A 13581-nucleotide genomic window follows, 5' to 3' on the forward strand; every position below is an offset into this window, starting at 1 on the left:
GAGAAGAAAGAGAGGTGTGGTGGCTTGGGGGGGGGGAGGGGGGGGGGGGGGGGGGACCCCCCCCCCCCCCCCCCCGCCCCACATCCGCGGCCCCGCTACGGCCGGGCGTAGCCGGCCAGGTCGGGGACGGTCGCGAAGCCGATGCCGTAGGCGCTGACGCCCCGGCCGAAGGCGCCGAGCAGCACGCCGGGGGCCTCGCCGGCCAGCACCCAGCCGTACTCGGACTCCCGGTAGCGGAAGGGCTGCGGCAGGCCGTTGACCGGCAGGCTCAGGGTCGACCAGCCGGGCCCGGCCAGGTCGTCGGCGAGGTCCCACGCCAGGTTGCTCTGCTGGTCCAGCCAGTCCTGGCGCAGCGCGCGGTCCAGCTGGCCGGGCCAGGTCGCGGCGAGCAGGCCGGAGCCGGCCAGCCAGGCCGCGGAGGAGGCGGAAGTCGCCTCCAGCGTGCCGGTGTTGTCGGCGCTGCGGCGGCTGTCGCGGCGGGCCACGGTGACCACCACGGCGAACTTCCGCACGTCGCGCGGCTCGTACTGCTTGGCCGGCTCGTCGCCGTGCCCGAGGGTGCCGTAGTCGACGCTGCCGGTCGCCCCGCCGCGCAGGCCGCCGGCGCCGGCCTGCATCAGGAAGCGGCGGCCGGTCCAGCCGTCGTCCAGGCCGTACCAGGGGAAGTCGGCGGACAGGTAGGGCACCAGCGGGTCCGCCGGACCGGCCTGCCCGCCGACCACCGGGCCGCCGGCCGTGACCGTCGCCCCTCCCGCCTGACTCGTCGCGTCCATCCCCGGGCCTCCTCAACGCACGTGTGCCTGCCGTGGCGCGCTCCCATGGTGGCGCACCTCGGCGTTCCCGGGGGCCGTTCCTGGTCCGCGCGGGCGCGGATGTGACGGACGGCTCAACGGGAACAATCAGCACAATAGCGGCGCGCACGCCGGGGCCCCGCTCAGCCGGGCGGGCCGGCGGGAATTGTCGGCGGCGCCCCGGGCCGCGGGCGGGCGGCCCGGATCAGGTGGCGTCGGGGTCGAACGGGGGCCGCTCGCCGGGCTGCAGCGGGGCGCCGGCGGAGACGGGCGCCGCGGCCTTCTCGAAGCTCACGCTGCCCGTCCGGCCGTTCACCGGCGCGGCCGGCTTGTCGTCCAGGACGGAGCGGATGTCGAGCGACTCCTTCATGTCCTTGAGGCCCAGCGGGTCCTGCTGGTCGCCCATGAGCTGCTTGCGCACGAAGGTCTTGGGGTTGAGGTCCTCGAACTCGAAGTCCTTGAAGTCGGGCCCCAGCTCGCTGCGGATGTCCTCCTTCGCGGTGTCGGCGAAGGAACGGACCTTCCGGATGAAGCCCATGGTGTCCTGGATCAGCTTCGGCAGCTTGTCCGGGCCGAAGACGACGATCGCCAGTACGGCCAGGGTCAGCAGCTTCAGCCCGCCTACATCGGTGAACACCTGGGCTCCCTAGCTCATCGGACGACGGTTCCTACAGGGTAATGGCCACCGGCGAGTCCCTGGTCCACGGCGGGATGAAGCCGTGGTAAAGACCAGCCGGTGGCCGGGGGCCCGGCGACGACCGGCTAGCGGATCTGCTGGCGCAGGGCCGCGATGTTGCCCAGGTAGCGCTCCGGGGAGGAGGACGGCTCCGCCTCGCGGGTGGCGGCCACCGGGCGGCCCGGGAAGTCCACCGGGACCTGCGCGTTCATCGGGACGTAGCCGCTGCGGCCGCTGGTGCCGCCCGCCGGGCTGACCGTGGTGCCGTGCTGCTCCTCGCCCTGGGTGAGCCCGCCGACGCCGCCGAGCGTCACCGCGGCGACCGAGAAGGCGCCCGCGGCGGCGAACACCAGACGGCGGCCGCGGGCCGCGGAGGGCCGTAGGGCGGCCGCTGCGGGCTGCGGGCGGGCGGCGGTGCGGTCGGGGCGGGCCACGGCCTCCGGACGGCCGGTGCGCCGGCCGATGAGCGGTCGCAGCACCGAGCCGCCGCGGCCGAAGGCGCGCGGGTCGACCCCGGGCACCGGGGTGTCGGCGCCGAGCGCGCCCGCGCCGAAGGAGGCACCGGCGCCGCGGCCGAAGGAGCCGCCGGTCAGCCGGCTGCCGCCGAGCGTCCCGGTGGCGTTCACGCCGCCACCGGGGAGGTCGTCGTCGTCCCGGCCGCGGGGCCGGCCGTCCGCCGGGGCGTCCTCGGGGAGGCTGCCGACGGCCATCAGCCGGGCCATCAGCGCGGAGGAGGGGCCGGGGGAGTCGGTGCGGGTCAGCAGGTGCTTGACCGACCGGCCCTCGTCGGCCTCGGCCTTGCACTGCGGGCAGGTGGCCAGGTGGGCCAGGACCCGCTCGCGGGAGTCGTGACCGAGTTCGCCGTCCAGGAAGGCCGACAGCCGGTCACCGAGATGGTGCTCCTCGGCCGCGGGTTCGGCGGGCCGCACCGGCAGCGCGCGCAGCGCCGTGTCGGCGGGCAGCGGGACGGCGGGCAGCAGCGGGTCCCCGAGGTCGCCGCCCGCCGGGTCCGCGGCGCCGCGGCGGCCCGGCAGGGCCCAGCTCCGCCGGGTCGAGGACCGGTCGGACGCATCCGAACGGTCCGGACCGGACCAGCCGGTTCCGCTCACGATCGCCTCCGTCCGCGCCCGCCCGGCGCCGTCGCGACCTCGGCGGCGACGCCGACCGGCACCGGCTCCTCCGAGCCGCCGCGGCGCTCGCGGCCCGGGGCCGAGCCGGGGGCGCGGTGCTTGAGGGCGGCGCGTAGGTGGGAGCGGCCGCGGTGGATGCGGCTGCGGACGGTGCCGAGCTTGACGCCCAGGGTGGCGGCGATCTCCTCGTAGGACAGGCCCTCGATGTCGCAGAGCACCACGGCGGCGCGGAACTCCGGGGCGAGGGTGTCCAGGGCCTGCTGCACGTCGGCGTCGAAGTGGGTGTCGCTGAAATGCTGGGCCGGGCTGGGCTCGCGGGAGGCGAGCCGCTCGGCCGCGTCCTCGCCGAGCGCGTCGAAGCGGATGCGCTGGCGGCGGCGGACCATGTCCAGGAACAGGTTGGTGGTGATCCGGTGCAGCCAGCCCTCGAAGGTGCCGGGAGTGTAGGTCGACAACGAACGGAACACCCGGACGAAGACCTCCTGGGTGAGGTCCTCGGCGTCGTGCTGGTTGCCCGTCAGCCGGTACGCGAGGCGGTAGACGCGGGCGCTGTGCGCCTCGACGATCTCCTCCCACGTGGGCGGAGTCCAGCTCTGCGAGTCGGGACCCTCGGCGAAGGTCGCGAGGACAGGGGCCTCGGCGGTACCGGCGGCCGGCGTGGCGGCGGCGGGCTGGTCCAGGTCGGAGTGCGCAGGCTGGTTCATCACGGGCTTCGGCGTACGGGCCGACGCGGTGCCGCGGGAGTGCCGCCGCACAGGGACGTCGCCCTCGGCCACACCTCCTCGGTCGGCTCTTCTGCCCAGCAGGGCCACCACCATATCCACCTCACCCGTCAAGCCCGGATAAAAGTGTCCGGGAGGTCTTGCGCACCCGGTCGTCAGTGACAACGGCCCGCCGCCGTACGCGGTTCCCGCCCGGCCAGTAATCTGTGGCAGGAAATATCGACATCCCCCGGCACCGGGCCGCCACCCGGGGCTCCGAAAGAGGCAGCCATCAGCGAGTTCGGGCCCGCGCGCGCGGCCCTCGCCGACACCTACGTGGGCGAGGACGCCGTGCTGACCTACGCCCGGGCCCAGTCCGCGCGGACCGGCATACGGGCCATCGGGCCGAGCGGCGGGGCCTGCCTGCGGCTGCTGGCCGCCGCCCTGGACGCCAAGGCGGTGGCCGAGATCGGCACCGGCACCGGCGTCTCCGGCGTCTACCTGCTGCGCGGGATGCGGCCGGACGGCGTGCTCACCACGGTCGACTCGGAGCCGGTGCGCCAGCAACTGGCCCGCGAGGCCTACCAGGCGGCCGGGTTCGCGGCCAACCGCTCGCGGTTCATACCGGGCCGGGCCCTGGAGGTGCTGCCCCGGCTCGCCGACGGCCAGTACGACCTGGTGTTCTGCGACGGCGACCCGGCCGAGTCGCGGGAGTACCTGCTGGAGTCGCTGCGGCTGCTGCGGCCGGGCGGGATGGTCTGCTTCGAGGGGGTCTTCCAGGAGGGCCGACTCGCCGAGCCCGAGCTCCAGGACCCGCAGACCGGCGCGGTGCGCGACCTGGTGCGGGACGTGCGGGAGAGCGACGCCCTGCTGCCCGCGCTGCTGCCGGTCTCGGACGGGCTGCTCTGCGCCGTGAAGCGCTAGGAAGCCCCCCCGGGAACGCCGGGAAACGGCCCGGGAGGCGCCTCCGGAGAACGCACGGGCCCGGGCCGACATGACGTCGTGCCCGGGCCCGGCGGTACGTCTCCAGGAGACGGCGAGCGCTGCGGTCAGCCGCAGGCCTTCTTCAGGGCCTCGCCCAGGGCGTCGGCCTCGTCAGGCGTGAGCTCCACCACGAGACGTCCGCCGCCTTCGAGCGGAACGCGCATGATGATGCCCCGCCCCTCTTTGGTGACTTCGAGCGGGCCGTCACCCGTCCGCGGCTTCATGGCCGCCATGCTCGTTCCCCTTCCTGCAACCGCTCAGCTACGCACCGGCAGTCCGTCCACCGCCGGTATCGAACGCATTGATCGGAAGCCATTATCCCGCATGCCACGGCCTGATGACCAACATCACTCTCGGTGCAACCACGGCCGGACCGGCCGCAACCACCGCAATCGGCACCAAAAGCCCCGGCGTGGCGGCGGTGGTGACGGCACCGGAAGGTGCGATACCTCACACTCCCCAGTCCGCCCTCCGCTCCGGCATCCTGGCACGACCACCCGCGTGACCATCGTCGAGGGAGCCCTCACCCATGTCCGATTCCGTGCTGTACGAGCTGGACGGCGGCCTCGCCGTCATCACCATCAACCGCCCGGAGGCGATGAACGCCCTGGACGTGGCCACCAAGGTCGCGCTGCGGGACGCCGTGACCGAGGCCGCCGGGGACCCGGCCGTGCGCGCGGTGCTGCTCACCGGGGCGGGCGAGCGGGCGTTCTGCGTCGGGCAGGACCTGAACGAGCACCTGGCGCTGCTCAAGCGCTTCGAGGAGACCGGCGAGGGCGCGCTGCGGACCGTCGCCGAGCACTACAACCCGCTGACCCGCGCGCTGGCCGGCATGCGCAAGCCGACCGTCGCCGCGGTCGGCGGGGTGGCGGCCGGCGCGGGCGCCTCGCTCGCCTTCGCCTGCGACTTCCGGATCCTGTCCGACCGGGCCGGCTTCAACACCGCCTTCACCGGGATCGCCCTGACCGCCGACTCCGGCGCGTCCTGGACCCTGCCCCGGCTGGTCGGGCACGCCAAGGCCACCGAGCTGCTGATGCTGCCCCGGACGGTCAAGGCCGCCGAGGCGATGGAGCTGGGCCTGGCCACCAAGGTCGTGCCGGGCGACGAACTCGCCGCCACCGCACGGGTCTTCGCCCGGGAGCTGGCCGAGGGCCCGACGGTGGCCTACGGCGCCGTCAAGGAGTCGCTGGCGTACGGCGCCTCGCACTCGCTGGACGAGCTGCTCGACAAGGAGGACGAACTCCAGACCCTGGCCGGGGAGAGCGAGGACCACCGGATCGCGGTGCGCGCCTTCATCGCCAAGGAGAAGCCGAAGTACGTCGGCCGCTAGCGGCTACCGGGCCCCGCGACCGCCGGTGCGGACGTGGCAGTCCGCCAGGTGGTCGTCGACCAGGCCGCAGGCCTGCATCAGGGCGTACGCGGTGGTCGGGCCGACGAAGCGGAAGCCCGCCTTCTTGAGCGTCTTCGCCAGCGCCGTCGACTCGGGCGTGACGGCCGGCACCTCGCCCGTCGTGCGGGGGGCCGGCCGGTCCGGGTCGGCGGCGAACTGCCAGATCAGCGCGTCCAGACCGCCGTCCAGGTCGCGGGCGACCCGGGCGTTGGCGATCGCCGCCCGGATCTTGGCGCGGTTGCGGATGATGCCGGTGTCGGCGAGCAGCCGCTCCTCGTCGGCCTCGCCGAACTCGGCGACCCTGCCGATCTCGAAGCCGGCGAACGCGGCCCGGAAACCCTCCCGGCGGCGCAGGATGGTCAGCCAGGACAGGCCGGACTGGAAGGCCTCCAGGCAGACCCGTTCGAACAGGGCGTCGTCGCCGTGCACCGGCCGGCCCCACTCGGTGTCGTGGTAGACCCGGTAGTCGTCGGTGGAGTCGCCCCAGCCGCAGCGGCGCAGGCCGTCCGCGCCGAGCACGGCGCCACCCGGGGTCCCGGTCACCGGTCCTCCACCGGCTTCGCGTCCTCGGGGGCCTGCGACTTGGTGAGCGCCACGGCGGGCTCGACCACCGTGGCGAACTGCTCCAGGCCGGGCAGCGGCTCGGCGGCCGGGTCCGGGGCGGCGGTGGCCTCGACCGCGCCGCGCAGGTGGGCCGCGGCCTCGAGTTCGGCGATCCGCGCGTCGCGGTAGGCGAGTTCGGCGCCGAGGCGGTCCAGGACGTCGTCCACCTCGTCCATCCGGTAGCCGCGCACGGCCATCGGCAGGCGCAGCTCGTCCACGTCCGTCTTGCTGAGCGGGCGGTCCTGCGGCAGCCGCGCGGCGATGCGGTCCGGCACCGCCTCCGGCATCGAGCCGCCCCCGCCGAGCGCAACCAGCGCGGCGCCGCCGACCACCACGGCCATGGCGACCACGATCACCCAGAACACGAGCTGTCCTCCCGAACTCCCGGTCGGCCTCCTCCGAGGGGCCAGGGAACCGGGCTGATCATGACAGCATGGTCCCTAGTGAGGCCGGGGGCCATCATCGCACCCGCAGCAGCTGTGGAGGAGACATCGGTGGCACTGCGCCTGGGACCGCGCGAATTCGGTGACGACGAGCTGGTGATCATGGCGATCGTGAACCGGACCCCGGACTCGTTCTTCGACAAGGGGGCGACCTTCGCGGACGAGGCCGCGTTCGCCGCCGCCGACCGCGCCGTGGCCGCGGGCGCGGCCGTCCTGGACATCGGCGGGGTGAAGGCCGGACCGGGCGACGAGGTCACGGTCGAGGAGGAACTGCGGCGCACCGTGCCGTTCGTGGCCGAGCTGCGCAAGCGCCACCCCGAGGCGGTGATCAGCGTGGACACCTGGCGGCACGAGGTCGGCGAGGCGGTCTGCGAGGCCGGCGCGGACCTGCTGAACGACGCCTGGGGCGGGGTCGACCCGAAGCTCGCCGAGGTGGCCGCCCGGTACGACGCCGGGCTGGTCTGCACCCACGCGGGCGGCGCCGAGCCGCGCACCCGGCCGCACCGGGTCGGGTACGAGGACGTGATGGCGGACATCCTGCGGGTCACCGTGGGACTGGCCGAGCGGGCGGTGGGCCTGGGCGTCCGACGGGACGCGGTGATCATCGACCCGGGGCACGACTTCGGCAAGAACACCCGGCACTCGCTGGAGGCGACCCGGCGGCTGCCGGAGATGACCGCGACCGGCTTCCCGGTGCTGGTGTCGCTCTCCAACAAGGACTTCGTCGGCGAGACCCTGGACCGGCCGGTGAACGAGCGGCTGCTCGGCACCCTGGCCACCACGGCGGTCTCGGCCTGGCTGGGCGCCCGGATCTACCGGGTGCACCAGGTCGAGGAGACCCGCCAGGTGCTGGACATGGTCGCCTCGATCCGGGGCACCCGCCCCCCGGCGGTCGCCCGCCGGGGGCTGGCTTAGCCGAGGGCCTCCCGGCCCGCGCTAGATCTCGTTCGCGGGCCGGCGGGCGTCGGCGAGGATCTTGAGGACCTCGTCGATCTCGTCCGTGATGTGGAACAGCTCCAGGTCGCGCGGGGCCGCCTTGCCCTGCGCGACCAGGGTGTTCTTCAACCACTCGTAGAGGCCGCCCCAGTAGGCGCTGCCGTAGAGGATCACCGGGAAGCGGGTGACCTTCTTGGTCTGCACCAGGGTGAGCGCCTCGAACAGCTCGTCCAGCGTGCCGAGCCCGCCGGGCAGCACCACGAAGCCCTGGGCGTACTTCACGAACATCGTCTTGCGGACGAAGAAGTAACGGAAGTTCAGTCCGAGGTCGACGAACTCGTTGAGGCCCTGCTCGAAGGGCAGCTCGATGCCGAGCCCGACGCTGAGCCCGCCGGCCTCCGTGGCGCCGCGGTTGGCGGCCTCCATCGCGCCCGGGCCGCCGCCGGTGATCACCGCGTAGCCGGCCTCGGCGAGGGCCCGGCCGATGGCCACCCCGGCCTCGTACTCGGGCGAGTCGGCCGGGGTCCGGGCCGAGCCGAACACGCTGATCGCGGGCGGGAGTTCAGCGAGGGCGCCGAAGCCCTCGACGAACTCGGAGGTGATCCGCAGCACCCGCCAGGGATCGGTGTGCAGCCAGTCGGTGGGGCCGGTGGTGTCCAGCAGGCGCTGGTCCGTGGTGCTGGTGCCGACCTGGTCCCGGCGTACGAGCACCGGGCCCTTCTGCTTCTCGGGCCAGGCCTTCTTCTTCCGCGGCACGCCGACCTGCTCGGGGCCGTGTCCGTACTGCTTGTCGTCTCCTGTGCCTGTCATGACGGAACCCTACGCCGACCTCCCCCCGATTTCAGGCAACGGGGGAAGGTCGGTCGGGCAACCGGAAGGTGGCGTTCGGCCGGCCCGCGGATCGACCGCGAACGCTTTCGACTCAGCTGGTCAGCCAGGCCCGCAGGCGGTCCTCGGTCTCGGCGATGGCGGTCAGCGAGCAGTGCTCGTCCCGCTTGTGCGCGAAGTTCGGGTCGCCCGGTCCGTAGTTGACCGCCGGGACGCCGAGCGCGCTGAACCGGGCGACGTCGGTCCAGCCGAACTTGGCCCGGGCCTGGCCGCCGGTGGCCGCCAGGAAGGCCTTGGCGGCGGGCTGGGACAGGCCGGGGAGGGCGCCGGGGGCGAAGTCGGTCACGGTCAGCTCGAAGCCGTCGAAGACCTCGCGGACGTGCTTCTCCGCCTCGGCCTCGCTGCGGTCCGGCGCGTAGCGGAAGTTGACCGTGATGACGCACTCGTCCGGGATCACGTTGCCGGCCACGCCCCCGTCGATCCGCACCGCGTTGAGGCCCTCGCGGTACTCCAGGCCGTCGATCTCCACCCGGCGCGGCCGGTAGTCCGCCAGCCGGGTGAGCGCCTCGGCGGCGTGGTGGATGGCGTTGTCGCCGAGCCAGCTGCGGGCCGCGTGGGCGCGCACGCCGCTGAGCCGCACCTGCGCCCGCAGGGTGCCCTGGCAGCCGCCCTCGACCATGGCCCCGCTGGGCTCCATCAGCACCGCGAAGTCGGCGGCCAGCCAGTCCGGGCGGTCCTTGGCGAGGTGGCCGAGGCCGTTGCGGGAGGCCTCCACCTCCTCGCAGTCGTAGAACACGTAGGTGAGGTCGCGGTTGGGCTCGGTCAGGGTGGCGGCGAGGCGCAGCGCCACCGCCACACCGGACTTCATGTCGGAGGTGCCGCAGCCGTAGAGCAGGTCCCCGTCGACGTACGAGGGCAGGTTGTCGGCGATCGGCACGGTGTCCAGGTGGCCGGCCAGCACGACGCGCTCGGCGCGGCCGAGGTTCGTCCGGGCGACCACGTTGTTGCCGTAGCGGTCCACGGTCAGGTGCGGGTAGCCGCGCAGGGCGGCCTCGACGGCGTCGGCGAGCGCCTGCTCGTCGCCGCTCACCGAGGGGAAGTCGACGAGGCGCGCGGTCAGCGTGCCGCCGTCGAGGGTCAGGTCCAGGGGCGTCGGGTTCGGGCTGCTCATGACGTCAGCCTAGTGCCGTCGGATCGGCACTCCGCGTGGTCACCCTGTGACCTGGAACGCCTGCGGACCGGCAACCGGAATGCGCCGCACATCCGTCCGAGTGGGTACGGTGTCGGATCAAGCAGGCGGGCGCGAGAGGGGCGACGGTGGCCAGGAGAAGGAACAGCGAGGAGCTGGGCGACGAGCTGGGCGACGAAGAGGCGCCCCGCCGTCGTGGTCCGGTCCGCGCGCTGTTGCTCGTGCTGGTCGGGCTGCTCGGCCTGGCGATGGTCGCGGGCCTGGCGGTGGTCGGGATCTGGTGGTTCGGTTTCCGGCAGGGCGCCACGGAGGAGTGCTCGGTGAAGACGGCCGCCGGCAGCGGCACGCTGGAGCTGCCGCAGGCCGCCAACGCGGCGACGATCGCCGCGGTGGCGCGTTCGCGGGGCCTGCCGGACCGGGCGACGGCGATCTCGCTGGCGACGGCGATGCAGGAGTCCAAGCTGCGCAACCTCGCGGGCGGTGACCGGGACTCGATCGGCCTGTTCCAGCAGCGGCCCTCGATGGGCTGGGGCACCCCGGAGCAGATCGCGGACCCGGTGTACGCGACCAACAAGTTCCTGGACGGTCTGGTCAAGGTGCCCGGTTACACCCGGCTGCCGCTGACCGACGCGGCCCAGGCGGTGCAGAAGAGCGGCTACCCGCAGGCGTACGCCAAGCACGAGACCAAGGCGACCCTGCTCACCTCGGCGCTGGCCGGCCGGGAGCCCGCCTCGTTCACCTGTGTGGTGAAGGACTACGCCAAGCCGGACCCGGCCGACTCGCCGTCGCCGACGGCGGGCGCCACGGCCGCCCCGGCCGCGCAGCCGGACCGCACCCAGGTGCTGTCCGACCGGGTGCGCCGGGAGTTCGGCAGGACGGTCAACCCGGCGGCCGGCTACGCCTCGACGATCAAGGGCGCGGAGAACGCCGTCGCGCTGACCCCGGACCCGGCCGCCGCCGCGCTGACCACCTCGGCGGACGCCGGGGCCGACGCCGGGGCGTCCGCCGAGCGGGCCAGCGGCTGGGAGGTGGCCCACTGGGCGGTCGCCCAGGCCCAGCAGCTGGGCATCGCGACGGTCGCCTACGACGGGAAGATCTGGCGCAAGTCGGAGTCCGAGGACGGCTGGCAGACCCAGACCTCGGGGACGTCGACCAAGCTCGTCCAGGTCACCCTGGCCCCGTACGGGAAGGGCTGACGCACTCACGTTCGGGTAGCCGCCGGACGGGTGATTCCGGTCAACCGCAGTGGACCGGCCGCCCGTTCCGGCGACCCCGGCCGGAGAACCGTCACTCCCCTTGCCCGGGGCGGTCCGACGGGCTCCCGCGGGGCCGGGACGGGCGCCCGCTGCGGTCATACGATCCGATGGTCGGTCAGGCGCATTCCTTGCACCGGCCGAAACCTTCTGGCTTCTCAAGCGGTAACAACGTCGTCCGCCAGGTCCCGTCCGCGCCCGGAACGTCCACCCGGCGGACGGGACGGACCCAGACCCCTTCGAGGAGCCTCATGTCTCACCCCCTCACGCGCCGGATCGCCCAGGCCGCGCTCGTCGTGGCCGCCGGAGCGACCCCGCTGGTCGCGGCCGGCTCCGCGTCCGCCCTGGGCGGGGACGCCCTGCTTCCCAAGAGCGACCTCGCGGCGCCCCTGGGCCAGCTGACCAACACCGACACCGGTTCCACCCTGCAGCACACCACCCACCAGCTCGGCCAGGCCGCCGGCACCACCGGCGCGGCCACCGTCGCCGCCGGCGTGCCGGCCTCCGCCGACGCCGCCGGGAACATCGTCGCCCACCAGCTCCCCGAGGCGAACGAGAAGGCCAGCTCGCTGACCGCCCCGGTGGACCAGACCGCCGCCACCACCGGCCAGCTCTCCGCCGTCACCCCGAAGGTCGCCTCGGCGCTCGCGGGCAAGCTCGGCGAGGCCGTCACCGGCAAGGGCATGGGCACCCGCAGCGCCAACGCCGGCAGCAGCCCGGTCGGCGGCCTCGGCCAGGCCGGTGCGCTCGCCCACGCGCTGCCCGGCGCCGACAAGCTCTCCGGAGCCGTCCCCGGCACCGACGCCGTCACCGGCGCGCTGCCCACCAGCGCCGTGGAGCGCGCCCTGCCGCTCGGCTCGGTCGAGCACGCGCTGCCCGGCGGCCTGCCCGCCACCGACGTCCTCGGCCTGGCCGAGCACGGCTCGGCCAACCGGCTCGGCGGCGCCGACCTCGGCCCGAACAACCCGCTGTCCGGCCTCACCAACTCGCTCGGCCCGGTCGGCGGCCTGCTGGGCGGCGTGAACGGCGGCAGCATCAGCGGCCTGCCGCTCTAGGTCCGCGGTCGACCGCGGCAGCCCCCGCCGCGGTCCGCACGCGCGGGAGGGGCCGGTGTTCCGTCCGGAACACCGGCCCCTCCGTCGTACCCGCCGTCAGCGCGCCGCGGCCAGCCGCTCCACGGCCGCGGCGACCCGCTCGTCGGTCGCGGTGAACGCGACCCGGACGAAGCCGGCGCCGGACGGCCCGTAGAAGTCACCGGGCGCCACCAGGATGCCCAGCCCGGCCAGTTCGGCCACGGTCTCCCAGCACGGGCGGTCCTGGGTCGCCCACAGGTACAGGCTCGCCTCGGAGTGCTCGACCCGGAAGCCGTACGCCTCCAGCGCCGCCCGCAGCGCCGAGCGCCGGGCCGCGTACCGCTCCCGCTGCTCGGCCACGTGGGCGTCGTCGGCGAGCGCCGCGATCGTCGCCGCCTGGACGGGCGCCGGCACGATCATGCCGCCGTGCTTGCGCAGCCCCAGCAGCTCCCCGACCACCACCGGGTCGCCCGCCACGAAGGACGCGCGGTAGCCGGCCAGGTTGGAGCGCTTGGAGAGCGAGTGGACGGCCAGCAGGCCCTCGTGGTCGGCTCCGCAGACGTCCGGGTGCAGGACGGAGACCGGCTCGGCCTCCCAGCCCAGCTCGAAGTAGCACTCGTCGCTGACCAGCAGCACCCGGTGCTCCCGGGCCCACTCGACGGCGCGGCGCAGTTCGTCCGCGCCGAGCACCCGGCCGGTCGGGTTGGACGGCGAGTTCACCCAGAGCAGGCGCACCCGGGAGCCGTCCAGCTCGTCCACCGAGTCGTACTCGACCGGCTCGGCGCCGCACAGCCGGGCGCCCACCTCGTAGGTCGGGTAGGCCAGCCGCGGGTAGGCGACCTGGTCGCCCGGGCCGAGGCCGAGCTGGGTCGGCAGCGAGGCCACCAGCTCCTTGGAGCCGACGGTCGGCAGGACGGCCCGCGGGCCGATCTCGGCGCCGCAGCGGCGGTTCAGCCAGCCGGCGATCGCCTCGCGCAGCTCCAGCGGACCCCAGACGGTCGGGTAGCCCGGCGTGTCGGTGTGGGCCGCCAACGCCTTCTGGATCAGCTCGGGGACCGGGTCCACCGGGGTGCCGACGGAGAAGTCGCAGAGGCCACCGGGATGGGCGACGGCGGTGGCCTTGTAGGGCTCCAGCTTGTCCCAGGGGAACACCGGGAGCCGGTCGGAAACGCGGCGCGCCGCCCCCGGGTGACCCGGGAACGGCGCGCGCGTGCTGTTGGTGTTCACAGCTCAGTAGCCACCGATCGTCAGTGGTCGGCGTTCTGCGGCGGCAGCGCGGCGATGAACGGGTGGTCCCGCTCGATCAGGCCGAGCTTGGAGGCGCCGCCGGGCGAACCCAGGTCGTCGAAGAACTCGACGTTCGCCTTGTAGTAGTCCTTCCACTCCTCCGGAGTGTCGTCCTCGTAGAAGATCGCCTCGACCGGGCAGACCGGCTCGCACGCGCCGCAGTCGACACACTCATCCGGGTGGATGTAGAGGGAGCGCTGGCCCTCGTAGATGCAGTCAACCGGGCACTCTTCGATGCACGCCTTGTCCTTCACGTCGACACAAGGCTGCGCGATGACGTAGGTCACGCTGTCGTTC

General features: G+C 74.2%; 16 protein-coding genes. 5 read left to right on the top strand and 11 right to left on the bottom strand.

Features of this window, described 5'->3' with window-relative positions:
- Positions 1 to 95: 95 nt before the first annotated feature.
- The 4 genes from ACZ58X_RS30465 to sigE all read right to left on the bottom strand — a co-directional run bounded on the left by ACZ58X_RS30465 (position 96) and on the right by sigE (position 3301).
- Positions 96 to 773 (bottom strand): hypothetical protein, encoded by a 678-nt coding sequence (locus ACZ58X_RS30465; RefSeq protein ID WP_470336800.1) that lies wholly within the window; start codon positions 771 to 773, stop codon positions 96 to 98.
- Between the two features lie 223 nt (positions 774 to 996).
- Entirely contained in the window at positions 997 to 1428 is a 432-nt protein-coding gene (locus ACZ58X_RS30470; RefSeq protein ID WP_470336801.1) for a sec-independent translocase, read from the bottom strand.
- 125 nt (positions 1429 to 1553) lie between these two features.
- Positions 1554 to 2576, bottom strand: a complete 1023-nt coding sequence (locus ACZ58X_RS30475) for an anti-sigma factor family protein (protein ID WP_470336802.1) — start codon at positions 2574 to 2576, stop codon at positions 1554 to 1556.
- Complete coding sequence (gene sigE, locus ACZ58X_RS30480; protein ID WP_375884886.1) at positions 2573 to 3301, bottom strand: RNA polymerase sigma factor SigE; 729 nt, start codon at positions 3299 to 3301, stop codon at positions 2573 to 2575. The genes ACZ58X_RS30475 and sigE overlap by 4 nt, the downstream gene beginning before the upstream one ends.
- Positions 3302 to 3589: 288 nt before the next feature.
- Between sigE and ACZ58X_RS30485 the strand changes: the two genes are divergently transcribed.
- Positions 3590 to 4222 carry an O-methyltransferase gene (locus ACZ58X_RS30485; RefSeq protein ID WP_030287423.1) on the top strand — a complete coding sequence of 211 codons (633 nt, stop codon included), beginning with the start codon at positions 3590 to 3592 and terminating at the stop codon, positions 4220 to 4222.
- 125 nt (positions 4223 to 4347) lie between these two features.
- Here the strand turns inward: ACZ58X_RS30485 and ACZ58X_RS30490 are convergent, their stop codons facing one another.
- On the bottom strand, positions 4348 to 4515 hold the full coding sequence (locus ACZ58X_RS30490; protein WP_014137929.1) for a DUF3117 domain-containing protein: 168 nt from the start codon (positions 4513 to 4515) through the stop codon (positions 4348 to 4350).
- Between the two features lie 296 nt (positions 4516 to 4811).
- Here ACZ58X_RS30490 and ACZ58X_RS30495 point away from each other — a divergent pair, with 296 nt between their 5' ends.
- On the top strand, positions 4812 to 5612 hold the full coding sequence (locus tag ACZ58X_RS30495) for an enoyl-CoA hydratase-related protein (protein WP_470336803.1): 801 nt from the start codon (positions 4812 to 4814) through the stop codon (positions 5610 to 5612).
- A 3-nt stretch (positions 5613 to 5615) separates the two neighbouring features.
- On the opposite strand, the gene ACZ58X_RS30500 is transcribed toward ACZ58X_RS30495, so the two are convergent.
- Positions 5616 to 6215 carry a DNA-3-methyladenine glycosylase I gene (locus ACZ58X_RS30500; protein ID WP_470336804.1) on the bottom strand — a complete coding sequence of 200 codons (600 nt, stop codon included), beginning with the start codon at positions 6213 to 6215 and terminating at the stop codon, positions 5616 to 5618.
- The gene (locus tag ACZ58X_RS30505; protein ID WP_470336805.1) at positions 6212 to 6640 is read right to left on the bottom strand and encodes a DivIVA domain-containing protein; all 429 of its coding nucleotides are present in this window, start codon (positions 6638 to 6640) and stop codon (positions 6212 to 6214) included. The genes ACZ58X_RS30500 and ACZ58X_RS30505 overlap by 4 nt, the downstream gene beginning before the upstream one ends.
- A gap of 180 nt (positions 6641 to 6820) precedes the next feature.
- Between ACZ58X_RS30505 and folP the strand changes: the two genes are divergently transcribed.
- Positions 6821 to 7633, top strand: coding sequence for a dihydropteroate synthase (folP, locus tag ACZ58X_RS30510; RefSeq protein ID WP_470336899.1), 813 nt, complete (start codon positions 6821 to 6823; stop codon positions 7631 to 7633).
- A gap of 21 nt (positions 7634 to 7654) precedes the next feature.
- On the opposite strand, the gene ACZ58X_RS30515 is transcribed toward folP, so the two are convergent.
- Positions 7655 to 8464, bottom strand: a complete 810-nt coding sequence (locus ACZ58X_RS30515) for an LOG family protein (RefSeq protein ID WP_387924947.1) — start codon at positions 8462 to 8464, stop codon at positions 7655 to 7657.
- A gap of 112 nt (positions 8465 to 8576) precedes the next feature.
- A complete protein-coding gene (gene dapE / locus ACZ58X_RS30520) occupies positions 8577 to 9653 on the bottom strand; it encodes a succinyl-diaminopimelate desuccinylase (RefSeq protein WP_402481493.1) in 1077 nt (358 codons plus the stop codon).
- 146 nt (positions 9654 to 9799) lie between these two features.
- On the opposite strand from dapE, the gene ACZ58X_RS30525 reads away from it, so the two are divergent.
- Complete coding sequence (locus tag ACZ58X_RS30525) at positions 9800 to 10867, top strand: VldE C-terminal domain-containing protein (protein WP_470336806.1); 1068 nt, start codon at positions 9800 to 9802, stop codon at positions 10865 to 10867.
- Positions 10868 to 11175: 308 nt separating this feature from the next.
- Positions 11176 to 11979: a hypothetical protein gene (locus tag ACZ58X_RS30530; protein ID WP_470336807.1), complete on the top strand. Its 804-nt coding sequence runs from the start codon at positions 11176 to 11178 to the stop codon at positions 11977 to 11979.
- Positions 11980 to 12075: 96 nt separating this feature from the next.
- Here ACZ58X_RS30530 and dapC read toward each other — a convergent pair whose 3' ends face one another.
- The gene (dapC, locus tag ACZ58X_RS30535) at positions 12076 to 13224 is read right to left on the bottom strand and encodes a succinyldiaminopimelate transaminase (RefSeq protein ID WP_470336808.1); all 1149 of its coding nucleotides are present in this window, start codon (positions 13222 to 13224) and stop codon (positions 12076 to 12078) included.
- A 20-nt stretch (positions 13225 to 13244) separates the two neighbouring features.
- Entirely contained in the window at positions 13245 to 13571 is a 327-nt protein-coding gene (gene fdxA, locus ACZ58X_RS30540) for a ferredoxin (RefSeq protein WP_030287402.1), read from the bottom strand.
- Positions 13572 to 13581: the final 10 nt, after the last annotated feature.

Source organism: Kitasatospora sp. NPDC040550 (genome assembly GCF_055594965.1).